Consider the following 25492-nt stretch of genomic DNA (forward strand, 5'->3'; position numbering starts at 1 on the left):
ATATGTATACTGGTAAAATTACATTTATTCAGGGAGAATTACAGGGAAGTAGTATAGATCTTCAGCCTGGTAAGCAGCAGGTTCTGGGACGAAATGGAGCGAATTGTAATATTTTCTTCCAGTCTGACAGAGTAAGCAGGGTTCATTGTGCAATAACATTTGACGAAAATACAGGACGGCTGAGTTTACTAAATTATTCAACATCGGGAACAACAGTAAATGGTAATGAGTTGGGACCACAGCAGACAGTAAATATAGATAATGGAGCAAAAGTTAAGCTTGGTCATTCAGACAATGTGTTTACGTTTTCTGCACAGCTTGTAAATACGAATGTCAGTACACCTAAGAGGACGGGAGTTATCAAAAGATTGTCTAAAAAGTACACACCTCGACCAGATAATGGTGCATCTATATTTGAAGATTATCTGGTAGAAGATGATGAAAAAGAAGTGCTTACATTGTCTAATGATCGTGTACTCAATTTCTTTACTGGAAAAGGTTTGCTTAAGAATAAGGCAGTGCTTACAAATAGAAGATTATACATAAATGAGCATAAAGGAATTATATCATATGCATATTCAAGAGATGTAGTAGAGCTTGATGAGGTTACAGGCACATCGATAGTGAAGAGAAATCCTATATGGAGTCTGGTTATGGCGGGAGTTTGGCTTGTTGTAGGTATTATTTCAATGTCGATTACAGGTGTTGCTGCTACATTTTTGCCATTCCTTGCGCTGACACTTATACAGGCGTATACATACTTAAAACTGTGGGGAAATTGGTTTGTTGTTCATTTCCCAGGAGGAAAATATACATTCTCAATTAAAAATATTTCGTTGTATGAAGTAGCAGAATTTCAGAGAGCAATATGCGCTTTGAAGAGAAAAGAATTTAAATATAGCGATATGTAGGCAATGGGTGTAAGAGGAGAGTATATATGGCGAATAATAATGCAAAGATAAAATTTTTATCCGGGCAGTATGCCGGATCAGAAATCGAATTGACACCGTTTACAGCAATAGTGTTAGGAAGAAATCCCGCAGTATCAAATTTTGTGTTCAGTAATGAAAATATAAGTAGAAAGCATTGCTCGATACAATATAATCCAAATGATAGAAGGTTTGCTGTGAGTGACTATTCTTCATCAGGCACATACATAAATAATGTTAAGAGAATGCAGCAGGGGAGCGTGGAGTATCTGAATGGAGGAGACACTATTAAGTTAGGTCGTACTGATGAGATAATCCAGCTTATCGCACCTCAGAGATTTGAAAATGAACGAGGGGCAAGTGATCAGGATATTTATGATGATGATGACGATGACAGAGCAACTCAGAAGATGTCGGCATCTCAGGCAGCCGCTCAGCCGCAATTAACAGTGAGAGGCGGTTCTGAAGATAGCTATAATGCTGGAAATAGCGAAGCATCTGTTCAAAATCAGGTCAATAATAATCAATATAATGGTCAGTTTGTACAGAAAGTGTCGTGTACATTGGGAACAATTGGTTTAATTTTTGCGGGTGCAGCATTTTTGGTATGTCTTATATCACTTATTTATATCTTGGCTACAGATGCACAACATTTTGCACCAGCATGTGTAGTTTATATAAATAATTGGGGTGGCTCATTTGAATTCATTGCAGTATTTGCCTTTGTCGGTTTAATACTTGGAATAGTTCAATTATCAAAAAATGTTACAAAGGATGCCAAAATAAAAAATATAGGAACGGTTGCTATTGTGTTGGCTGTAGTTGCAATGTTGTTGTTCAGCTATATTTATATGTCTGCTGCATCATGCCCGAAGAGAGAACTTATCGAGTATGGAATTGGACAGGCTGGAGAATCTTTAGATGATATGCTGAATGAGTTGTTTCAGTAAATAATAAAAGATAAAGATATGAGGTGATGGTGACATAAGTGGAATTAATTTGACTGATAGAGGTTTACAAATAGTCGCCATCACCGAATTTATTAAAAAGGGGATTTATTATGAGAATTTTACGAGATGTATTAGGTGCTATTATTACTACTATTATTGTATTTTTTTCAATGTCAGTATGTGCTATGGCTGATGAATATGAAAGTGGTGATTATAAATATGAGATAAATCCAGACGGTAATACAGCAACGATAACGCAATATATGGCTGAAAATGAAATTGTAGAAATTCCAGCATATATTGATAATTATAAAGTGACAATAATCGGTGAGGGAGCTTTTTTTGGTAAATTAATTACAAAAGTGAGTGTACCAGATACTGTTGAAAAAATATCTTCTAGTGCATTTCGCAGTTGCAGTATGGAAGACATACAATTACCAGACAGCTTGAAAATTATAGAGGATAATGCATTCGAACAATGTGTTTATTTGAAAAAAATATATATCCCATCGGGAGTAGAGGAGATAAGAAGCGAAGCATTTTATCATTGTGAAAGTTTAAATGAAATATATATATCTTCTGGTGTTAAGGAAATAGGCTCTTATGCATTCTGTGGATGTGGTAATATAAATTCTATTGTGGTGGATGAAGCAAATACTTATTTTGATAGCAGGGAAGAGTGTAATGCGTTAATTGAAACGAGTAGCAATTCTATCCTGCGTGGCTGTATAAATACGGTAATACCTAAAAGTGTAACGTGTATAGGGGTATGCGCATTTGATCATTGCAATAATTTAAGCAGCGTAGAAATTCCATCAAATATCGTGAAAATAGACAGCGAAGCTTTTTACAATTGCCCAGATCTGAAAAAAGTTGTTATTCCGGAAAACGTAGTAGAAATGGGGGCTGGTGTTTTTTCTCATTGTGAAGCATTAACTAGTGTAGAATTATCAAAGAATATAAAAGAATTACCTAAAGAATTATTTTTTTTGTGTACAAGCTTAGAGTATATAGAATTGCCATCTGGGCTTATTTCTATAGGAACAAGAACATTTAGAGAATGTACGGGGTTAAAAAACATCTATATACCACAAAGTGTTAAATATATAGGAGATGGAGCCTTTGAGGGGTGTTCCTCTTTGAGCTTTGTTAAACTTCCGAATAATATTGAAACAATTGATAGTTGTGCGTTTGCCGCATGCACAAATTTAAAAAACATTACAATTCCAGAGCATGTAAAAAAATTAGGAATGTCAGCATTTGCTTATTCAGCGTTGACTAGTGTAGTAATACCATCGGGGATAGAAATTCTTCAGAGTGATATTTTTAGTAATTGTGTAGATTTAAAAAAAATAGAAATATTAGAGGGATGCTCAGAAATATCAGAAGGGATGTTCAATGGTTGTATAAGTCTGATGGATGTTCAACTTCCGGATGGAATTAAATATATAGGAGAAAAAGCATTTGCAGAATGCAAGAACTTATCAAGTATATTAATTCCGAATAGTGCCATTATAATAGAACCTGATGTATTCAGTCAGCACAATAATATGTTTGAAATTAAATGTTATGATGGTTCGGTTGCATACAAATATGCCGTTAATAATTCAATTAAATACACAATTATAGAGGCTCCACTACTTGATATATCACAGGCAGAGATTTCGGGTATAAAAAATAAGAATTATGATGGAATTTCACAAAAACAGGATAGTATAAGTGTTAAATTGAATGATGTTCAGCTTCTGGAGGGAACGGATTATATATTATCTTATGAAAATAATATATATCCAGGAGAAGCAAAAGTAATAATATCTGGAATTGAAAAGTATTGTGGTTCTATAGAGAAAACATTTTTAATTATAAAGCAGATTGTAAATATCGGGACAAATTCAAATATCAGCATTTCAAATATTCCGAGCAGTGTAACATACAGTGGATCACAAATAACATTCCCTAATTTGAAGGTTACAATATCTGACACTGTTTTGGAGGAGAAAAAAGATTATATTGTTACTTATACTGGAAATATAAATGTTGGAAACATGAATATTATTATCACCGGAATAGGTGATTATACAGGAAGTATTACGAGAAAAGTAAGCATCAAACAGCGAGAAATCTCAGAAAAATCATCTTCAGTAACTGTAGCTGGAATTCCAAAAACTGAGGTATATACAGGCAAAGCGCATACATATTCTAAAATTGTTGTTAGATATAACAATGCGATGTTATCTTTGGGGAAAGACTATGATGTAAGATATTATAATAATAGAAATGTGGGAATTGCCAAAGTTGTAGTGTTAGGGAAGGGAAATTATACGGGAAGTATAACAAAAACATTTATTATAAAAATCCCTGTTGGAAAGGTGTATGTATCGGGTGGACTGAAGTACAAAGTTATGAGTTTTGGTTCTGATGGAAAAGGAAATGTAGCATTGATCGGAAGTGTGGATAAAAAAATTAATAAGAAATTCACAGTATTAAATGTAAAAAAATATGTGAATATTGGTGATGCTAAAATGAATGTGGTCGCAATAGGGGATAATGCATTCAAAGGATATATTTATCTGAAAAAGTTAATAGTAGGATCAAACGTAAAGTCGATAGGAAAAAATGCTTTTTATGGATGTAAATCACTTTCAAATGTGGCGATTGGTAAAAATACAAGGAGAATAGGTGACAACTGCTTTTCGAAATGTTCAAATTTGAGAAAAATGGACATATATTCGACATATCTAACAAAAACGTCTGTTAGAAAATGCGCATTTAAAGGTATATACTCCAAGGCTTTAATAAAGGTGCCAGCAAGATGCTTAAAATCGTATAAGAGTTTAATGGTACTAAGGGGGATATCAAAAAAAGCAAAGATAACAAGTAGATAATGGTTTGAGAACTGTATAAATTGCGATGATATATAGAGGTGAATGATTGTGAAGAAAATTATCAATGTAATATGGGTACTTCTAATATTGGGGGCTGTATTAGATGGAACTCAGATGAGAGTGAAAGCAGGGAATCTAGTATATGGAGATTATGAATATAGCCAAAATCCGAGTGATAAAACAATTTCTATTATAAAATATAATGGAAAAGATAGTGAAGTGGAAATACCTCAAAAGATAAATGGAATGAATGTTGTGAGTATAAGTGAAGAAGCATTTCAGTTTAACGATACTATAGTTGACGTAGTTATACCTGAAGGGGTTACAGGTATAGGTTCTAGTGCTTTTTCATGCTGTAGTAATTTGAAACAAGTTTCATTTCCTGACAGTCTTGAGAAAATTGGATTTACAGCATTTTATAACTGTGAAAGTCTGGAAAACATATATATACCTGAAAATGTTAACACCATTGCAACGGAAGCCTTTTCTGGTTGTTCCAATATAAAAAAAATACAGGTTGCAGTCAATAATAAAGTTTTCGATAGTAGGAATAATTGCAATGCAGTAATAAATACAAGTAATGACGAATTGATTGTAGGGTGTATGAATACAAGGCTTGAATATGGGCTAAAAAGAATTGGGCAGTGTGCTTTTAGAAATGTTACCGGCTTGTATGAAATCAATGTTCCGTCAAGTGTGGCAAGCATAGGAGAATCAGCTTTCTATGGCTGTATAAATTTACATAATATATCATTGTCAGAAAATTTACAGAAAATTGGGGAACGCGCTTTTGGCAGTTGCGAGGGAATAACAAGTATTGAATTACCAGATGGACTCAAAGAAATCGGAAGTTATGTTTTTTCATTCTGCGGAAATTTAAAGAGTATATACATTCCTGCAAGTGTAGAAAGAATGGGCGCAATGGTGTTTGATGAACATAGTGATGATTTGATAATAAGATGTTACAGGTGGTCAAATGCATATAAATATGCAATAGACTGTTCAATACAATATGAAGTATTAGAAGTGGTTAAAACTGATATATCAGATGCTATAATCCAAGGAATAGAAGATAAAACGTATGATGGGGCTTTTCAAAAACAAAGGAGTATTACGATTTTTCTAAATGGGATTCAACTTCAGGAGGGAAGAGACTATACTTTAACATATGAAAATAATAAAAATCCTGGAAAAGCAAAAATAATTATATCTGGTATAGAAAATTACACAGGTACAATAGATAGATATTTTTATATAATAAAACCAATTGTAGATATAGGTAAAATATATGATGTAGATATTATAGGTATACCAAAAAGTGTTATTTATGAAGGTGGAAGAATAACATTCCAAAATGTACAAGTGAAAGTTGAGGGAACTGTTTTAAATGAAAAAACGGATTACATATTGACGTATAATAACAATATAAATGTTGGAAATGCTTCTATAGTTATTACTGGTAAGGGTGATTACAGTGGTACTATTAAAAAAAATTTTTTGATAAAATCTAGAGATATTTCGTTAAAAAATAATCAAATTTCGGTTTGCGGAGTTCCTGATTCTGATATATATACAGGAAAAACATGCGTATATCCTGAAATTGTAGTGAAATGTGGAAATACAATTATGAAGGTCGGAAAGGATTATACTATTGGATATCATAATAACAAAAATATTGGAATCGCAAAGGTAATAATATCTGGAAAAGGGAACTATTCTGGAAGCATTACAAAGAGAGTTAAAATACGAATACAAACCGGAAAAGTATATAATGTAGGAAATTTAAAATATAGAGTTACAGATTCCAGATTAGATGGATGCGGTATGGTATCTCTGACAGGGGCTGCATCGAGAAAAAACTCAAAAAAGATAGTTAAGCTAATTATACCAAACAATGTAGTAATAGGTGGTGTTAGATTTTCAGTTGTTTCAATAGGAGATAATGCATTTAGAGAATATGTAAATATAAAAAGCGTTTCTATTGGTTCTAATGTGAAATCAATAGGTAAAAGAGCATTTTATGGATGTCGAATGTTGAGTAGTGTGAAAATTGGAAATAACGTGTGTGTAATAAACGAAAGAGCATTAGCTGGTTGTAGTGAATTAAAAAGATTAACAATAACAACAACAAAGCTAACGATAAATTCAGTCCGTGCAGGAGCATTAAAAGGCGTAAATAGTAAAATCGTGATCAGAGTACCTGTCAGGAAATTGAAGGAGTACAAAAAAATATTGACATTAAGAGGTGTTTCAAAGAAAGCAAAAATTATAAAATAGAATTATGGAGGATTATACGATAAAGCGTATAATTAATGAACTCATCCGAACAGATATGTGATGGTGAAGCTGGCAGAGGCAACGATAAGGATGGTAGATAAGTATGAGAAGAAATAGGTATTGGCACATAATGGGTTTGATTCTATCTTTGACAGGTACGGCGTGTGTTGCATCAGGCTATCAGAGCATACATGATAAATTTGATATTATACAATCTCAAATTACAACAAGTGAATCGAACAGTACAGAACCCGGTTTGTATGAGGATAAAGATGCTCAGTATACAGAATCGGAGAAGCAGAGCAGTATATCTGATAAGCCGACGATGGAAGCTTATACGCAAGAAGATAAAAATGCAAGTGAAATCACGAAAACAGAGATAGATGAAGCTGAAGTAGCAGCAACTGAAAAAGAAGTTAATGAGAAGCGTGGACAGACGCTCTCTTATGAGGAAGCCGAGGAAATATACTGTGATCTGATCTATGAGCATGCGTGTAAGAGGGATGTATGCAGAGAGGATGATGGAACCTTGGGAGACTTTTCAATGGATAAATATCCTTATGGGGAAGACACCGATGGGCGGTACAGTATATATATAATGGATAAAGGTTTTTCAGATGTTGGCTATAAAATTTCAGATATAGATGGTGATGGTATATATGAGCTTCTGCTGGCAGATATAAACTCATCGATGATATATGAAGTGTTTACCTTGGAAGGTGACACTCCGAAAATGGTGCTTGACAGTTGGGAACGCTGTAGGATTGATTATTGCGGAGATTTTATATTAAGAACTGGTTCAAATGGGGCAGCTAATCAGGAGATAATTATGTATTCGCTGGATGGAGACATAGAGAGAGCAGAGTTATTAGAAGTTTTAATGGAAGGCAATGCGGGGAGGCCGGATGATTCAATCATGTATGGGTACATGAGTTATAAAAATGATGAAAATGATCTTGGACAAATCACAGAGGATACTTTTGATAATTACCAAAATGAGTGGAATTCACATAAATGTATTGTCCCAGATCTGAAATCTGCCAATGATTATCTCACAGATAGAATTACAAAAGCTGCGGCGGAATTAAACTAATTGTAAGATGATAAAAATAGTAAAACACAAAAATAGACATAAAAAGAGACAATATGGACATGATAGTAAAGATGCATGGGATAATATGGTAAAATATAACAAGACAGATTTAATTTGTTTTATATCGCCAGCTTTGGCATACGGAGACCATAATTATTTAGAATATTAAATATAAGAAATGAGGGAGGATTAAGTTTATGATAATAGAGAAATTAAAGCGGATAACAGAGAATATTGTTGTTGTACTTTGCATATTAGTTGTGTTTATAGGGGGAGGTGCAGTTACTGTTATAGCGTCTGATAATATAGATATAGCGGAAGGTAGAGCAGAGTTGGCTTTATCTGATGAATATCTTACTCTTGGAAAAAGTGTAGATGGAATTTTGACATCGAGTCAGTCAAGTTATGAATATGAATTTAGTATAACAAATGCAGGAAGAGTTTCAATTAAGTTTACAGCATATCAGATGCCATATACAATCAGACTATATGACGATGATGGGGATTGTATTGCATCTGAAAATATGGAATATAATTATGATTTGGAATTCGGAAAAACAAATTTTCATTGGGATTTATCAAAAGGGACATATTATATAGTGGTCTATGGAAGAAAAAATATTTATGATGGGGAAACTGCAAATTATAAGATAGAAACTTCGTATAAAAGTGTGGGAACAAGCGAGGGAGAACCAAATAATAGTTTTGAGGAAGCTACCCTTGTAAAAATACCATCAACAATAACTGGTATGTTGGCTTTAAATGACAAAAAAGATATATACAAATTTTATTTGCAAAAGTCGACAGAAGTTGAAATTATATTCAAAGTTATAGATGCGGATACTTGTGGACTTAGTATCTATGATGAAGAAGGCGACAGAGAGGCATATGAATGGCAAAGCAGAGAAGATAACAAAAAAATATATAGATATATGCTTTCGGCGGGAGTACACTATATAGTTATCGTTCCACCTATGGTGCCTGCAGCCGATTGGTCTGGATCGTATATGTTTACGATTTCCAGTGGTATAGCAATGACTTCAAAGAATGTACGTTTATCCACAGAAAAGTGTATGTATAATGGAAAAGTAAGAAATCCGTCGGTGATCGTTAAGGATAATAGTGGGAATCGCCTTGTAAAAGGAAGAGATTACACAATATATATTCCGTTGGGAAGAAAGAGTATTGGCACATATACATATAAAATTGTGTTTAAAGGTGCATATAAGGGGACAATAAAGAAAAATTTCACAATTGTTCCAGCGAAAACAAAGATTACATCTATAAAGAATAAGCGTGCGGGTATAAGAATCACGTGGAAGAAATCAAGCTCGGCAAATGCAACAGGATATTTAGTATATAGAAGTATAAATGGTGGTGGATATAAGCTTGTAAAGACAATAAAATCCAATCGTATTACATATTATAGTGACAGCAAGGCTAATAGACTATGGTCAAATTACTCGTATAAGGTTGTTGTATACAAAAAAGTTGGACGTAAGACGTATAAGGCAGTTGGTAGTAGTTCCAAGAGGATTTATAGGTATAATTGACGGGATGCATATATTACTTGGTGATTTCATATATAATGATGTCCATATGCTTGGTATTGCAGCAAATAAATGAATTGTGTATTCTAAGAGCCGTAGATTGATTATGCTCTACTACTTTTTGTAAGCAAAGCTATGGTTCAATGAACAGAAATAATATATAAAGCCAGGCTAGCGGAGATAAGTTGGTAAAATCAGAAAAGTACAATAATACCATATTGGCAGTGGCAGAAGACGACAGTGTAGATGAGGTGGAATGCATGATGCGAAACAAAAGTGTACAGATAGTGGGGGTGTTGCTGGCTTTGACAGGAATTACATATGTTGGTTCAGGTTGCCAAAGTATACAGGATAAGTTGGACGTGATTCAATCTCAGACAACGACAAGAGAGGTGAGCATCGCGGAAGAAATGATATCAGAAGAGAAAAATACAGAGAAATCAATTGTGACCGAACAGAAAACAGAGACCGATGTAGCGGATGATATTCCGAGTGAAGAGAATATTGATGATGCTGTTTATTTAACACAATATGAAGAGATAATAAGCAGATATATCGAACTCAATCATCAGAAATTAGAGTATGGGGATTTGACCAATATTGAATTCCCATATGAGACGGCGGATGATGTGTATGCTAGATATAATGTAATGTTAGTATTGGAAGAACTGGACAATGTGGGATATGTAATTGATGACATTGATGGTGATGGGGTAAAAGAACTTATTATTGCAGATATGACATCACCATTGATATACGACATATACACAATGGATGGAGACGTTCCAAAGCTTGTTGCGGCAAGTTGGGAAAGAAGCAATACAACTTACTGTGGAAACCATTTTTGTACAGAAGGATCAGGAGGAGCGGCTAATTTTATAGTATCCTATAAGGTGTTTAAAGGAAACGAAATGCAAACAGAGTATTATCTTTATACAGACTTGTTAGAAAATGGTGAGAGTGTTTTTTTCTACACTACAAATAGCATTATGGACAAAAATAATGATAATCTCATAACACAGGAAGAGTACAATGGTATTAAGGAAGAAACTGAGTCTGGGGGATGTGTATATCCTGGTTTGAAGACTATGGTAGAACAATGAAAGATCTGTGAATGAGGAGGACAATACATATGAGAAAGAAGATTTTGTTGGCAATGGCGCTTACGGGGCTGAGTGCATTGATGATAACAGGATGTGCTTCACCAGTAATAGAAAGTAAAAAAGAAATACTTGAATCAGAACTGGGCAACAAGAATCTGCAGGATTCAGATGAAGACTCAGATGATGGAAAAACTACAGAAGAGACAGAAATGGTTACTACAGAAGATACAACTGTAGAAGAGGAAGCGAGTGCTTCTTATACATCTATAAAAGAACAGGTGCTGCTTGACAAGGATGGTGTAAAGGTTACAGCCACTGGTTATTCTGTAAACGAATACGACGAGGATCAAATAGAGGTTACAGTGGAGAATAATACAGATAAGGACCTGACAATCGGAAGCGAAAAGATAGTTATAAATGGCTATATGGACTGGGTGTTCTGGGGAGTCGATGTGGCTGCTGGAAAGAAATGCAATTCATGTGTAACGCTTTCTGATGATACAACAAAAATTGCAGGGATCACAAACATAGGAACAGTTGAATTCTATTTCTGGGCAGAGGAGAAAGACAAGGACAGTTACGAGGATATTTTCAAGGATGAATATTATAAGCTGGAGACATCGCAGGTTGGCGAAGAAGTGGATGCAAACACGGATAAGCAGGAAATATACAGTGCAGATGGAATCCGAATAACAGCACTTGGAAATGAGACTGATGAATATGGAAATACTAATCTATATTTCTGCATGGAGAACAATACAGGCAAGAATGTGTATATAAATCTGGAGGATATGTCAATAGATGGTCTGATGTTCAATGCATATGTGACGCTTACTGTATTTGATAGTAGGAAGGGAATTGGCGTGATTACCATTTACAAAGATGATTTGGAAGAAAGCAAAATAAGGGAAATTAAGAATGTTGAGTTTAAACTTGAGATGGAAGACACTGATACTATGGATGATATATTGACGACAGATGTTATCAAATTTCCTGTGGAATAATACTGAACGCAAGAATGCTGGTCAGGTTTGGTATTGCGGCAAATAAAATAATTGTGTATTCTAAGAGCAGTAATGGCACGATCGAAACAACTTGGATTACGAGAGACCGTTTCAAGTTTTGTGTAAACGTTAAAAACTGATATAAGATTTGTGAATAGTTACAAATGGGCAGAGCCGATTTTCCGGATTCTGCCCATATCTGCATTATACAGTAGTTTTTAGGCATGTCAATAAAACCTGCCTAAAATTGACTGCTTTACAGGTTCCGTCCTGCCAGACGTTCTTCAAAATAAATTTCAAGCTGGGAATGGATCTGTCCCCAGTCCTGCCTGTGTCCGGTCCATTTTTTCGTGATATCCATGGTTGCCAGATACATACAGCATTTTCAAAAGGCTGTCATCCGACGGAAAAACCGTCTTGCTTTTGGTCACTTTCCGGAGTTGGCGGTTGAATCATTCAATGGCATTTGTGGTATAAATCAGCCGTCTTACTGCCTCCGGATATTTGAAATAAGTGGACAGGGTTGCCCAGTTATCATTCCAGGATTTATAGATTTTCGGGTACTTGGAATCCCATTTATCCTTGAACAGTTCCGGTTCATTTAAAGCGGTTTCTTCCGTTGGAGCTGCATATACAAGCTTCAGATCAGCCATCAGTTTTTTGATGTCTTTGTATGAAACAAACTTCGTTGAATTACGGATCTGATGGATGATACACTGCTGAATCTCTGTTTTTGGATAAACAGCCTCGATTGCCTGTGAAAATCCATTTAAACCATCAACGCATGCAATCAGGATATCCTCAACGCCTCTGTTTTTTTATCCATTCATGATAGAAAGCCAGAATTTCGCACTTTCGTTTTCTCCAACATACATTCCAAGAACATCTTTTTTCCCATTCATATCGATACCAAGGGCAATGTAAACCGCACGTTTTACAATACGTCCTTCACTGCGGACGTGATAGTGGATTGCATTCATAAATACTACAGCATACACTTCTTCCAAAGGGCGTTCCTGCCATTCTTTTACAATCGGCAGGATTTTGTCTGTGATCCGGCTGATTGTGCTGTCAGAAATATCAATATCGTATAATTCACGCATGTGGGATTCAATGTCTCCGGTTGTCATTCCTTTGGCATACATAGAAAGTATTTTTTCTTCCATGTCCTGAGTTGCTGTATTTTGATACTTCTTAATCAGCTGTGGTTCATAATCACCATTACGATTCCTTGAAATGGCTACATCCATATCTCTATAACTGGTATGCATAGTTTTACGGGAATGTCCATTTCTACTATTGTCCGTTTCTTTGTTTCGGTAGTCATACTTGGAATATCCTAACCCCTCATCCAGTTCTTCATCCAAGGCACCTTCCAAAAGGACAGACATCATGTCGCGCATGATACTGTTTACATCGGTGCCGTCTTTGATGCTGATATTATTATTTTTCAGATAGTCACGCATCATTTCTCTCATTGCTGCTTTTTGTGGGCTGTCTTTTCTTCTTGCCATAAAAATAACCTCCAAACTGAGTAATTTTATCTTACATCAGTTTGAAGGTTTACACAAACTTTGGGATGCTCCCGAAAAGCTTTATTTTAAGTATTTTTGAATACCACTCTTGCTTACCGGGTGCATTTTTTTAGACACATTCTTCTTGTTGACCTGGGTTCTAGTTTTTCTGAATGTTGTTAAGCTTATTTTCTTCCCAGTTGAGGATGTGCATTTGTTCTCGATTACTTTTCCGTTTTTATATCTGATATTTCTGTCGATGTCATAATACATGGTGGTTTTGCTAAAAGTATAGTTTTGTGAGATTTTTCCATGCTTACTGAATTTGTATGTGGATAAAGTGTGATAACGTACAGCCCCAGCGGAACTGTAATCATCCTCAATTGTATAGATGCCTGCATTTGACACACCGTACAGGCTTCCTCTTACAGGAATAGCTTTATACTTACCGTTCACATGCATATAAACCTCTGAATAAGTCATAGTTCTGAGACCTAATCGACCTGTTACAATGATATCCTTGTGTCCGTCTCCATTGATGTCATAAACATAGAATTCTGGATTATACATTATTCCTTGGGTTTTGCTTTTGTAATATGTTCCGTATTGAGTTTTGGTGATTCCGTTGAGCAACCACTTGGTATATACTTTCCTTTCAGCTTGTGTCATAGTTGCGGTAGCTGCCTCGCTTTGAGTTATGGATGCAAACAGCAATACACAAGTCATAAGTAAAATACCTAATGTTTTTTTGATTTTGTTCATCTTCATGGCTATTCTCCTTTGTATTATTAGTATTTTTTTATTTTAGCACTCCATCTTAGCGATGCGTTTTTAATTGACTAATCTGCAGAGTTTAATGCTTATAGTTACATTACATTTGAAGATTTCCGAGCTTGAAGTCGGGAAGAAGCCACCAGAGCAGCAGATTTCAATCTTACATTGTTAAGTAATTAAGTTCTGTGTATAATTTAATATATTAAAAAGTGGCGCTTGATTCTATAAGCCACAATACAAAAGAGGAGAGACATATAGTGCAGCGATAGTGAAATTCTTGTCTTAATAAGACAAAAACTAACTACAAAAAACGAGGAAAAGGAGAGAGCAAGTGGAAAAAACCAACGAAGATTCAACAGAGATTTCAAATGAGACTTCAAGCAGAACTTCAACTGAAAAAACGAATGATATATCAGAAGAGATGTTAGATGCTGATGACAGAGTTTGCCAGTTTGATGAAAAAGCTTACAAGGAGAAGCAACCAATAACATCCAGAAGTTACAAGATAAAAGCAGCAGTTATCATAGTACTGCTTTTGGTTGCATTTGTGGTAAAAGACTTTATTATATTCAAGAGAGTATTCAGTTTTAACGCTGAAGCAACCGGACTTGCGCAGTTCCTGCCGTGGTGGATTAGGGATCAATGGCAGATGCTAGTCATCGGCATGGTATTTATTTTGATCCCGTGGGAACTCATGTATAAATTTTATCTTTATATTTGTAAAGAGAGAAATCCGAATCTTAGGCAATCAAGAGTGTTTTTAGTTACCATACTTGTGATTGCCTCGCTGATTGCCATTTTTTGTTATATCCCTTATACGAAGATTAGTCGGGCAGGCTTGTACATATTTTGCGTGATTGCGTTGAGTCTTGCAGTATGTTATATATGCAGGCAATTCTTTGAGAGTGGTATTGTATGGTTTATCTTATCGGTAATTTATCTTGTCGTTATTACATACATATATGCAAACCGGATTTGTGCAAAAGCAGATATGTTATTTGAAACTTCATTATCTTCTGCCTGGCAGATGACTGGATATGCCATATGGGTTCTAATGGTGCTGTTCAGTGCAGCTGTGGAAGTGCTTATGATATATGCATTATATAATAGCGAGTCGATAGTAGAATGGCTGATTTATATAATCATTAGTGTGATGCTGGGGATAGCTTATGGCTATGTTGTACTTCCTGTATTGGTTAGATTTGAGAACGGATTGCGCAGAAATGTATCAGGTGATTATTCGTTTGTGGGCGAACCGTTGAATTCGCCAGTTGTTATATGGATGATTGCATTGCTGACATTTATTATCGTTCTGCTGGCATGTGCTTCGAAGATAGTTGAACGTTATTCACATAAAAGAATGTGGATGCTGATATGGATAGATGTAAGTGTTTTGGGACTTCTGATATTTGGAATATGTGCAAAGGCAGGAATTGTGGACAACAGTTTCAGCAGTAATTCATTATTTGACATGGGTAGTATGATAGCAGTGTTTATAGCTGTCAGACTATTGATCATTCCCATTAAGTCACAGCCGGATCTGAAGTGCAGGTTCATAAATACTGATCAGGAGATAATCGATAGCGGGTATGATAGAAAAGTATTGGAGATTCAGATACTCAGCCTTCAGGAACAGCTTAATGCTCTAGTGAAAATGACAAGGCTGACAGATATAAAAGTAGACATGGCACACAAAGCACTGGTGATTCCTGACGGTAAAGATGAGGGTGAAGAGGAACTTCACGACTTTCTTGATTTTGTAGAAAAAGCTGATAAGCTTATGGATGAGAAAAAGGAAAAGGGAGAACCGGTAAACTATAGTGAACTTTATAGTAGACTTATAAAGATCAGAAATGAGGAGTATGAGCAGATCCACAAGATTATGGAGGCGAAATATGCTGATGAATGTGTGGATCTTGATGACCTTGGTGATTTTGATGATACAGAGGATGAAAGTGACGAGGATAGAGAAGCCACAGCGGATGAGGACGTAAACTGTGATGAGGATGAAAACTAGGAAGATGAACGTACATTTCAGAATACAGCACTTGCAGCTTTGGCTCAGATCAATGAGAAAAAGTATGATACAGAACTTATGGATAAGGAGGTGTTAATCTATGATTGATAATAAAGTGAATGATTACAAACAGTATAGAGAAAACAATATAAGAGAGAACTATAGAAAACTTACCAGGTTACTTATTTTCAAAGGACTTACCATAACTACCATGGAATCTGCCACCTCAGGGCAGATTGCATCCCTCATCACCGACACGGAAGGTTCCTCTGCAGTGCTGAAAGGTGCATTTGTCACCTACTGCAATGAGGCGAAGATCATGCAGGGGGTTCCGGCGGAGATTATAGACAGGTACACAGTCTATTCAAAGAAAACCGCAGGTGCCATGGCGAAGGCGTGCAGGAAGGCGTATAATGCGAATATAGGGATCGGAGTGACTGGGACCATGGGCAATGTGGATCCGGCAAATCCGAACGCATCGGTTCCAGGACAGGTGTATTTTGCCATAGATATAGATGGCGATGTGCGGACGTATTATGTTGAACTTCCGCCTCAGCCGACAAGACTTGCATATAAGCTGGCTGTGGCGGAGGAGATTTATGAGGAGCTTGTGAAAAGATTGGTATAATACTGAATTATTTGAAGGTTTTATTTCAGAATGACATAGTAAGTTTTGCGAATAAGGATGATGTTCTCACTTGCCTGATCCATCTTGGATATCTGGCTTATCAGAGGAAGAGTAATTCTGCATTTGTGCCAAATGAGGAGATAAGGCAGGAACTTATAAGGTCGCAGTGTATACGGTGACCTTATTTAACCTTATTAAGCCTTTTTAAACCTTTAAAAAAAGGATGATTTACAAATAGAAAAACTGATATATGGAGGCGGAGAAAGATGAAAAAATACGATCAGAAAATTCTAAAAACTGCAATACCGGCATTTGTAATATCAGCTATATGTTATGCGGCCATGTGGGGAATAATGACAAGAATGGAGAATACAATTTTTGCTGGATACATAGGCGGCGGAGGTGCAGTCAGCCAGATAAGGAATATTCTTATATGTATTCTTGTAGGGGCGATACTTTTTGTTTTGCCACTTGAGAAGATATGTGATAAGACATATGGCGCAGTGCGTTATTGTGGATCGCTTTTTACAGATAAAAAGAAATTTAGAGATGCGGCGGTATTGTTTGTGCTTACGTTTCTGTATGTCGTTATCTGCTGGGCAAGTGTGACGTTTTCAATACATACCGACAGTGGACTCGATGATGGAGGACATTGGGGATTATTCGGCTCGGGAAGTGACGAAATATATGCTGTGGTGATAACGATACTCGCTTTTGTGGTTATGGTAAAGGGAGTTGACCTTGTAAAGAAAAGTTGGAGTGAAGTTTGGTTTTGGTTCCTTATCGAACTTGCAAATGTTGTGAGTGTAAAACTTGTGACGGCCAAAGATGATCTCACATTTGCTATCGTATGTTCAGAAACGGTTATGTTTATTGTATACATGGCTGTTCAGCACAGGTTGAATATTGTGACTTGTCTATTATCACTGCTTTTTGGAGCAATACTTATATTTGCTGGATGTGATGAGGTATTTACCAGTAAGAATAAGATTTCAGGTTCGTCGATCATGGATGAACTGGACCAGGCTGGAAGTATGCCGGACCAGATTTTTGGAGCCAGATATAATATTACGATAATTGAACATCAGGCTGGGATTGGTTTGTGTATATTGTGGTTCATATTGCTTGTGATTTTGTCAATTGCTGTCATTCTGTCTGCAGCAAAGCTTATGAAGGTATCTGCCAGACGTGGAACGTTTGTGCTTGGAATATATATGATAGAAGCATTTCTGATCATATATGCTATATTGGCGGAACTGGGATTTATCAAGCCGGCAGTGACTCTTTTGCTGCATATGAACGAGGTGGTTCCGGTTATGATATTGGGATTTAGAATGTTTTTCATAGAAGATGGCAGCCACAATGAAAAATCCTGCTTCAATGTGTAAATGTCAATGAAAAAGTTTACCAGTTGCATCATTGATTATTACGGAACAAGGAGTATATATGAATAAGCAGATAGTTAATTATAAAAATGATGAAGAAATGCAGAGTATAATAAAAGCAAAACAAAGAAATATCAAAATAATACAAATCCCCATGTATTTGTCGTTAGTGGGAATACTCCTTCCGTTTGTGGGGGTAATATTTGATATATATGGTCCAATTATTGATACTGTTTTTAGAGTGGTGCCTGTAGTATGCATATTTATTGGCTTCTTACTTGCTATACTGTGTAATAAAAAAATGAAAGACCTCAGGGTGTTTATAGGACAGAATATTGTGCTCGGGGTTCTCGAGGAGAGAATTCAGGTTATTGATTATTCGCCAAGTGGTTATGTGGATGAATCTTTTTTAAAAAAATGCAGTATTCTTCCAACTTATAATAGAGCAACAGGTTCAGATTATATTCATGGAATATACAGAAATGTAGAATTTACATACAGTGATCTTGAATTGAAAACAGAAAGTCAGGATTATACTGCAAATGAAAACAACCTGAAAACTACTATTACAGAGTTTTCAGGACAGTTTATGACAATGGCGTTGAGTAAAAGCGTGAATGGATTTGTACAGATAATGGGCAAGAGTAATTCTGGGAAAATGAGGCAAAATAGAAAGGCCGTATACATAGATGAAAAAAACAATATATCAAGCTACTTGAAAACGGGAGATCGCGTATTTGATGACCAGTTTGAGGTTAATGCATCGGGGGATGACCTTGCGTATTCTATTTTGACCCCTCAGTTTATTTCAGGCTTGAAGAAAATGGGAAAACGTACAAGAGTTCAACTTTCTGGAAATATGGGCGTGATTGCCTGCTACAACGAGAAAAATTCATTTGAATTAATTGGAGAAATTAAAGATAATAGCGATATCGAATTATACAGGAAAAAGTTTAGAAAAGAATTATCAGATATTTTAGCGATCCTTGATATAATGATTGATTGTTGCTAAGGGATGATTCGGAATTTAATGTATTATAGAAAACTAGTAAAAGAATCTGTTACACTTATATTTGAAAACAGTCCGAGAGAGTTGAAGGAGAAGCAATTTTTTAATACATATGTCCATATTGGGAAAACAAAATGCAATACCGGATTGGGGTTGGATATGCTTCAGGAATAGTATATCATCTCGTTTGACGAATTTGAGGAAAGTTACTATTCTAAAGGTGAAAAGAAAAAGAAGGAGAATAGACGCTTTATGGAGAATGAATGCAATATAGAGAATAAGATCAGAATGAATTACCGGCATCTCACACAACTTCTTATCTCCCGACACCTAACCATAACCACCATGGAATCTGCCACTTCAGGGCAGATAGCTTCCCTCATCACCGACACGGAAGGATCATCCGCAGTGCTGAAAGGGGCATTTATCACCTACTGCAATGAGGCGAAGATCATGCAGGGGGTTCCGGCAGAGGTTATAGACAAGTATACAGTCTATTCAAAGGAAACTGCGGGTTCAATGGCGCAGGCGTGTAGAAAGGCGTATAATGCGAATATAGGGATCGGTGTGACTGGAACCATGGGCAATGTTGATCCGGCGAATCCGGAGGCCTCAGTTCCGGGACAGGTATACTTTGCCATAGATATAGATGGTGATGTGGAAGAGTATTATGTGGAGCTCCCACCTCAGCCGACCAGGCTGGCGTATAAGCTGGCGGTGGCGGAGGAGATATATGAGGAGCTTATTAAGAGGCTGGACTGATAGGACGATTGTCAAAGGATGTATAAATGTTATATCTCATATCCGACATCCACGGAGATGTCATGTCATTCAGAAAAATGTTGAAAAAGATAAGCTTTGATCCAGCCGTGGACCACATGATAGTCATGGGAGACATATTTGACTGGAACGACGAGGGAATTTCTCTTCTTGAGTTCATGTCGGACTATCTTGTGGGTGGTTCGATGCAGCTCATAAAGGGTAATCATGAACTGTTTGCCCAGATGTACATAGAGGGAAGCATGTCAGAGAGACAGTGGATCATATTCGGCGGTGGTGGAACAGTCAGAGATATCAAGAAGCTCAATGTGGATGATCAGATGAAACTGCATGGGTTTCTGGCACATCTGTCACATTACACAGAGATACATTCGCCAAAGTACGGAGTTTGTGTTGTCACCCATCCGGGCATTCATTGTGGCTCATACATCAGAAATGCTGATAGAACGATCAATATCGCTGAATCTATAACGAATGCCGTGGGAAGAGATGAATACAGATTTCTCATCTCACCTGATATCCACAATGTTCCTTTTTCAGATAAAAAAGCATTTGACAGGTACGTGTTCTGCGGACATGTGACGACGAACAGACTCAATGAAGATCATTCCTACAACGTTTACGTGACACCTTACTATATGGATCTCGACTGCGGAAATGGAGAGAGAAACAGGGGCGGAAAGCTGGCGTGCTACTGTGTGGATGAGAACAGTGCAATATATGTTTGATAAATTTTTTAAAATTAGGGGTTGATTTTTGAAAGAATATGGAGTATTTTATATTCAACAATTAGATGATACGAAATGGACAAAGGTGTTCTCAAGAAGGAGGACACCTTTCTCTTTTTTTGAGGATACGTTAAGGATTCATTTTAATCAGGAAAAGGAGTAGTAATTATGATGAACAAAATTTCAGCCGTATTTGGCTCACACGTATTCTCAGATCAGGTCATGAGAGAGAGACTTCCAAAGGCAGTTTACAAGTCACTCAAGGCGACTATTGACAAGGGCGAGCCTCTCGATACATCAATCGCAGATTCAGTTGCAGCAGCCATGAAGGAATGGGCAATGGAGCTTGGTGCAACACATTATACACATTGGTTCCAGCCACTTACAGAGACAACAGCAGAAAAGCACGACTCATTCGTAAGCACAGTCGGTGATGGCGGCGTTATCCTTCAGTTCACAGGCAAGGAGCTCATCAAGTCAGAGCCGGATGCTTCATCATTCCCTTCAGGCGGTCTTCGTGAGACATGTGCTGCAAGAGGATATACAGCATGGGATTGCACATCACCAGCATTTGTAAAGACAACAGATGAGGGAACATGTATCCTCTGTATCCCGGCAGCATTCACATCATATACAGGAGAGTCACTTGACTACAAGACACCTCTTCTCCGTTCAATGGATGCCATCAGCAAGGAAGCTCTTAAGGCTCTTGCAATGTTCGGCAACACAACAGCCAAGAAGGTTACTTCATCAGTTGGTCCTGAGCAGGAGTACTTCCTGATAGATAAGAAGAAATTTGCAAAGAGAACAGATCTTAAGCTCTGCGGACGTACACTTTTCGGAGCAATGCCCCCAAAGGGACAGGAGCTTGATGATCAGTATTTCGCAGCGATCAAGGATAAGATCGCATCATACATGACAGAGTTGAACGAGGAGCTGTGGAAATACGGCATCCTTGCAAAGACACAGCACAATGAGGTTGCACCTGCACAGCATGAGCTTGCACCAATCTTCTCAACAACCAACATCGCCACAGATCAGAACCATCTGGTTATGGCAACCATGAAGAAGATCGCTGCAAAGCATGACCTTGAGTGCGTACTCCATGAGAAGCCATTTGCCGGTGTAAATGGTTCAGGTAAGCACAACAACTGGTCGATCTCAACAGACGAGGGCGAGAACCTCATCGATCCAGGCAAGCATCCTGAGACAAATCTTCAGTTCCAGTTCTTCCTGGCAGCAGTTCTGGTAGCAGTAGATAACAACGCTGAGCTCCTGAGACTTTCAGCATCATCAGCAGGAAACGATCACAGACTTGGAGCTAACGAGGCACCTCCAGCAATCATTTCAGCATTCCTTGGAGAGCAGCTCCAGTCGATCGTTGAGCAGATTATCGAGAAGGGTGAGGCTACAGAGTCCCCAAAGGGCAAGACATATGTATCAGGTGCATCAACACTTCCTACATTTACAATGGATGCCACAGATAGAAACAGAACATCACCATTTGCATTCACAGGTAACAAGTTCGAGTTCAGAATGGTTGGTTCAACACAGTCCATCGCATTCCCAATGATGGTACTTAATACAATAGTTGCAGATCAGATCAAGAAGATGACAGATGAACTTGAGGGCGCTGACGATTTCGAGACAGCCTGCAAGGCACTCATCAGAAGAGAACTCACAGCGCATCAGAGAATCATCTTCAATGGCAACGGTTACTCAGATGAGTGGGTTGAGGAGGCAGCAAAGCGTGGTCTTCCAAATATCAAGTGTATGGTTGATGCTGTTCCTTATCTTGCAGCAGATAAGAGCGTTAAGATTTTCGAGAACCTTGGAGTTATGGATAAGGCAGAGCTTGAGGCGAGAGCTGATGTAATGCTTGAGAACTATGCAAAGAAGATCAACATCGAGGCACTCACTATGATAGAGATGTCTAATGAGGAGATCATTCCTGCAGTTATGGAATATCAGGCAGAACTTGCAAAGGGTGCAGCTGAGATCAAGGCTCTCGGAATTGATCCTACAGTTCAGGTATCACTTCTGAACACCATCTCAGAGAAGCTCACAGAGCTCAAGAGCGCTACAGTAGCCCTTGAGGAGCTGGTTGCAAAGGCATCAGATTACGAGGGAGATACAGAGGCCTGGGCTAAGTATTTCCACAACACAGTATTTGCAGCATTTGACACAGTGAGAAAGCCTGCTGATGAACTTGAGAAGGAACTTCCAAAGACAGCTTGGCCATTCCCAACATACGAGCAGCTGTTATTCGAGCAGTAAAACATAGATTGAGTTTGCTAATCCTACTAAATTCTATATAAAATAGCTTAGAGGCATCCTGTCTGCGGTATCGCAGGCGGGGTGCTTTTTGCGCGTTATAATCCCGTCAAGCGCGCACATGCGAGAGCTTGCTCGCGGCATGTAGCGCATTTGACGGGATGACGCGACATGAACACGAAGGCCGACAGGCCGGAGTGTGAATGCCGCGTAGAATTGCGGGAGCACGAAGTGCGGAGCAATTCTGTATTAACGCGCAATGCGGTGGAGAAGTGCGAAGCAATTCTGTATTAACGCGCAATGCGGTGGAGAAGTGCGAAGCAATTCTGTATTAACGCGCAATGCGTGTGGAGGGGGGGCAAGTGCGAAGCGGAGGAGCAGGCACCTCCGTCCCCACTTGCTCCACTCCACAAATTCTGCTATTATATACAGATGTGTTGTGATGTATTTTTGCACCGGTCACGGCATAAACAGGATCATGTGTGTGGCGGATGCTGAAAGAATAGGAGCATAATTTGAAGAATTTATATATAGCAGAGAAGCCCAGCGTGGCGAGGCAGTTTGCCGACGTGCTGGGGGTGAAGGGCAATGCGGGAAATGGTTACCTGGAGTCGGATACAGCGGTTGTCACATGGTGTGTCGGACATCTGGTCACCATGAGCTACCCGGAGGTCTACGATCCGAATCTTAAGAAGTGGAGCCTTTCAACTATTCCATTTATTCCAACTGAATACAAATATGAAGTTCTTCCTGACACAAAGAAACAGTTCAATATCGTTGCGGGATTGCTTACCCGCGATGACATAGGCTGTATCTATGTGGCAACGGATTCAGGACGAGAGGGAGAATACATATACAGGCTTGTGGATTCAATGGCTCACGTAACCGGCAAGGAGAAACGCCGTGTGTGGATCGATTCACAGACCGAGGAGGAGATCCTCAGGGGAATCCGTGAGGCGAAGCCGCTCTCAGAGTACGACAGCCTCAGCGACGCAGCGTACCTTAGGGCCCAGGAGGACTACCTTATGGGTATCAACTTTTCAAGGGCGCTGTCGCTGAAGTTTTCAAATGTAGTCCAGAGGTATCTCGGCATGGACAGATGTGTCATAGCCGTGGGCCGTGTCATGACCTGTGTCCTCGGTATAATAGTGAAGAGAGAGCGTGAGATCAGGGAGTTTGTAAAGACTCCGTTCTACAGACTCGTTGCAAATGTGGGCGAGGAAGGACAGACATTTGATGCAGAATGGAAGGCAGTGAAGGGCACAAAGTATTTCGAGTCGCCTCTTCTGTATAAGGAGAATGGATTTAAAGAGAGACCCGCAGCGGAGCAGCTTCTGGCGGAGCTGAAGGCAGGGGAGCCCGAGGCTGTGGCCCAGGCTGTGGAGCGCAAGAAAGAGAAGAAACAGCCTCCGATGCTGTATAATCTGGCGGAGCTTCAGAATGACTGTTCATCACTTTTCAAGATCAGTCCGTCCGATACCCTCAAGATAGTCCAGGAGCTCTACGAGAAGAAGCTGGTAACCTATCCGAGAACAGATGCCAGAGTGCTGTCAACGGCCGTGGCAAAGGAGATAGGACGGAACATATCGGGACTTAAGAATTTCCAGCCTGTGGCAGAATTTGCACAGGGGGCCATGGAGAGCGGCACATATAAGGGAATCGCAAAGACGAAATATGTGAACGATAAGCAGATCACCGACCACTACGCCATCATACCTACCGGACAGGGCTTTGGAGCACTTAGAAGTCTGGCACCTACAGCTCTCAAGGTATATGAGATCATATGCAGGAGATTCCTCAGCATATTTTACCCTGCTGCGGAATACCAGAAGGTTGCAATGACACTCTCCAAGAACGGAGAGAAGTTGTTTGCCAACTTCAAATATTTGATAAACGATGGCTATCTTAAGGTGGCGGCCAACAGCTTTTCCAAGAAGAAGGACGATGTGAAGTACAGCCCTGAATTCATAGCAAGGCTTGCGAAGATAAAGAAGGGTGACAAGCTGAGCGTCCAGGGAATCGACATAAAGGAGGGTGAGACATCCCCACCTAAGAGATACAACTCAGGATCACTGATCCTGACCATGGAGAATGCCGGACAGTTCATAGAGGATGAGGCGCTCAGAGAGCAGATCAAGGGAGCTGGAATCGGAACAAGTGCCACAAGAGACGGGATCATCACCAAGCTGGAGAAGAACAAATATATATCGCTGAACAAGAAGACACAGATAGTGACCCCGACATTCCTTGGGGAGATAATATACGATATAGTATATTATTCCATCAACGGTCTGCTGAGAGCGGACCTGACGGCGAGCTGGGAAAAGGGGCTTGAGGGTGTCGCTGAAGGTCAGATATCCAAGCAGGAATACACGGATAAGATGACTACATTTGTCACCAAATACACAAACCTTGTGAAGCAGATACAGAACCAGAATGGAATAACAGGGGTATTCGACAAAACGAAGGTGTTCTACGCCAAGGGCGGAGGTGCCCAGAAGAAGGAGACAAGAGCCACAGCCAGAACAGGCGCAAAGGCGGAGAAGAATGCGGATACACAGTGATTGCACATACTGATTCAAAGGTGTATAA

At 38.5% G+C, this 25492-nt stretch carries 17 protein-coding genes and 2 pseudogenes; 17 read left to right on the plus strand and 2 right to left on the minus strand.

Going from position 1 to position 25492, the window contains the following annotated elements:
* Positions 1-2 precede the first annotated feature (2 nt).
* From AB5150_RS14410 to AB5150_RS14445, 8 genes are all read left to right on the plus strand, one after another.
* A complete protein-coding gene (locus tag AB5150_RS14410) occupies positions 3-911 on the plus strand; it encodes an FHA domain-containing protein (RefSeq protein WP_118758315.1) in 909 nt (302 codons plus the stop codon).
* 26 nt (positions 912-937) lie between these two features.
* Positions 938-1879, plus strand: a complete 942-nt coding sequence (locus tag AB5150_RS14415) for an FHA domain-containing protein (RefSeq protein ID WP_022216229.1) — start codon at positions 938-940, stop codon at positions 1877-1879.
* A gap of 110 nt (positions 1880-1989) precedes the next feature.
* Complete coding sequence (locus AB5150_RS14420; protein ID WP_055146851.1) at positions 1990-4764, plus strand: leucine-rich repeat domain-containing protein; 2775 nt, start codon at positions 1990-1992, stop codon at positions 4762-4764.
* A 48-nt stretch (positions 4765-4812) separates the two neighbouring features.
* Positions 4813-7041 carry a leucine-rich repeat domain-containing protein gene (locus tag AB5150_RS14425; protein WP_172676654.1) on the plus strand — a complete coding sequence of 743 codons (2229 nt, stop codon included), beginning with the start codon at positions 4813-4815 and terminating at the stop codon, positions 7039-7041.
* Between the two features lie 103 nt (positions 7042-7144).
* Entirely contained in the window at positions 7145-8134 is a 990-nt protein-coding gene (locus AB5150_RS14430; protein ID WP_368292103.1) for a hypothetical protein, read from the plus strand.
* A 197-nt stretch (positions 8135-8331) separates the two neighbouring features.
* Positions 8332-9687: a hypothetical protein gene (locus AB5150_RS14435; RefSeq protein WP_055146842.1), complete on the plus strand. Its 1356-nt coding sequence runs from the start codon at positions 8332-8334 to the stop codon at positions 9685-9687.
* A 182-nt stretch (positions 9688-9869) separates the two neighbouring features.
* Positions 9870-10787, plus strand: coding sequence for a hypothetical protein (locus AB5150_RS14440; RefSeq protein WP_055146841.1), 918 nt, complete (start codon positions 9870-9872; stop codon positions 10785-10787).
* 29 nt (positions 10788-10816) lie between these two features.
* The gene (locus AB5150_RS14445) at positions 10817-11791 is read left to right on the plus strand and encodes a hypothetical protein (RefSeq protein ID WP_055146838.1); all 975 of its coding nucleotides are present in this window, start codon (positions 10817-10819) and stop codon (positions 11789-11791) included.
* Between the two features lie 256 nt (positions 11792-12047).
* Here the strand turns inward: AB5150_RS14445 and AB5150_RS14450 are convergent.
* Both AB5150_RS14450 and AB5150_RS14455 read right to left on the minus strand, forming a co-directional pair.
* A pseudogene (locus tag AB5150_RS14450) lies at positions 12048-13269 on the minus strand (IS256 family transposase).
* A 117-nt stretch (positions 13270-13386) separates the two neighbouring features.
* Positions 13387-14073: a hypothetical protein gene (locus AB5150_RS14455; RefSeq protein ID WP_022216944.1), complete on the minus strand. Its 687-nt coding sequence runs from the start codon at positions 14071-14073 to the stop codon at positions 13387-13389.
* A 337-nt stretch (positions 14074-14410) separates the two neighbouring features.
* Here AB5150_RS14455 and AB5150_RS14460 point away from each other — a divergent pair, with 337 nt between their 5' ends.
* The 9 genes and pseudogenes from AB5150_RS14460 (at position 14411) to AB5150_RS14500 (ending at position 25464) form a co-directional block, all read left to right on the plus strand.
* Positions 14411-16096, plus strand: coding sequence for a hypothetical protein (locus AB5150_RS14460; RefSeq protein WP_368292104.1), 1686 nt, complete (start codon positions 14411-14413; stop codon positions 16094-16096).
* 100 nt (positions 16097-16196) lie between these two features.
* A complete protein-coding gene (locus AB5150_RS14465; protein WP_368292105.1) occupies positions 16197-16724 on the plus strand; it encodes a CinA family protein in 528 nt (175 codons plus the stop codon).
* Positions 16725-16747: 23 nt separating this feature from the next.
* Positions 16748-16882 (plus strand): annotated as a pseudogene (locus tag AB5150_RS14470) (AAA family ATPase); the annotation flags it as partial.
* 108 nt (positions 16883-16990) lie between these two features.
* A complete protein-coding gene (locus tag AB5150_RS14475; RefSeq protein WP_055146832.1) occupies positions 16991-18112 on the plus strand; it encodes a hypothetical protein in 1122 nt (373 codons plus the stop codon).
* Between the two features lie 58 nt (positions 18113-18170).
* On the plus strand, positions 18171-19121 hold the full coding sequence (locus AB5150_RS14480; RefSeq protein WP_349093164.1) for a DUF3137 domain-containing protein: 951 nt from the start codon (positions 18171-18173) through the stop codon (positions 19119-19121).
* Between the two features lie 249 nt (positions 19122-19370).
* Entirely contained in the window at positions 19371-19880 is a 510-nt protein-coding gene (locus AB5150_RS14485; protein ID WP_349093165.1) for a CinA family protein, read from the plus strand.
* A gap of 26 nt (positions 19881-19906) precedes the next feature.
* On the plus strand, positions 19907-20626 hold the full coding sequence (locus AB5150_RS14490; protein ID WP_349093167.1) for a metallophosphoesterase: 720 nt from the start codon (positions 19907-19909) through the stop codon (positions 20624-20626).
* A 168-nt stretch (positions 20627-20794) separates the two neighbouring features.
* The gene (locus AB5150_RS14495; protein ID WP_349093169.1) at positions 20795-22903 is read left to right on the plus strand and encodes a glutamine synthetase III; all 2109 of its coding nucleotides are present in this window, start codon (positions 20795-20797) and stop codon (positions 22901-22903) included.
* Between the two features lie 512 nt (positions 22904-23415).
* Positions 23416-25464 carry a DNA topoisomerase gene (locus AB5150_RS14500; RefSeq protein ID WP_349093171.1) on the plus strand — a complete coding sequence of 683 codons (2049 nt, stop codon included), beginning with the start codon at positions 23416-23418 and terminating at the stop codon, positions 25462-25464.
* Positions 25465-25492: the final 28 nt, after the last annotated feature.

The sequence above is a fragment of the Coprococcus sp. RTP21281st1_F1_RTP21281_210402 genome (assembly GCF_040915325.1).
GTDB classification, from domain to species: domain Bacteria; phylum Bacillota; class Clostridia; order Lachnospirales; family Lachnospiraceae; genus Coprococcus; species Coprococcus aceti.

Coding starts and splice junctions, on each gene's coding strand:
- AB5150_RS14465 (WP_368292105.1), top strand. CDS start 16,197: ATGATTGATAATAAAGTGAATGATTACAAACAGTATAGAGAAAACAAT.
- AB5150_RS14435 (WP_055146842.1), top strand. CDS start 8,332: ATGATAATAGAGAAATTAAAGCGGATAACAGAGAATATTGTTGTTGTA.
- AB5150_RS14480 (WP_349093164.1), top strand. CDS start 18,171: ATGAATAAGCAGATAGTTAATTATAAAAATGATGAAGAAATGCAGAGT.
- AB5150_RS14430 (WP_368292103.1), top strand. CDS start 7,145: ATGAGAAGAAATAGGTATTGGCACATAATGGGTTTGATTCTATCTTTG.
- AB5150_RS14455 (WP_022216944.1), bottom strand. CDS start 14,073: ATGAAGATGAACAAAATCAAAAAAACATTAGGTATTTTACTTATGACT.
- AB5150_RS14485 (WP_349093165.1), top strand. CDS start 19,371: ATGGAGAATGAATGCAATATAGAGAATAAGATCAGAATGAATTACCGG.
- AB5150_RS14410 (WP_118758315.1), top strand. CDS start 3: ATGTATACTGGTAAAATTACATTTATTCAGGGAGAATTACAGGGAAGT.
- AB5150_RS14415 (WP_022216229.1), top strand. CDS start 938: ATGGCGAATAATAATGCAAAGATAAAATTTTTATCCGGGCAGTATGCC.
- AB5150_RS14475 (WP_055146832.1), top strand. CDS start 16,991: ATGAAAAAATACGATCAGAAAATTCTAAAAACTGCAATACCGGCATTT.
- AB5150_RS14420 (WP_055146851.1), top strand. CDS start 1,990: ATGAGAATTTTACGAGATGTATTAGGTGCTATTATTACTACTATTATT.
- AB5150_RS14490 (WP_349093167.1), top strand. CDS start 19,907: ATGTTATATCTCATATCCGACATCCACGGAGATGTCATGTCATTCAGA.
- AB5150_RS14445 (WP_055146838.1), top strand. CDS start 10,817: ATGAGAAAGAAGATTTTGTTGGCAATGGCGCTTACGGGGCTGAGTGCA.
- AB5150_RS14495 (WP_349093169.1), top strand. CDS start 20,795: ATGATGAACAAAATTTCAGCCGTATTTGGCTCACACGTATTCTCAGAT.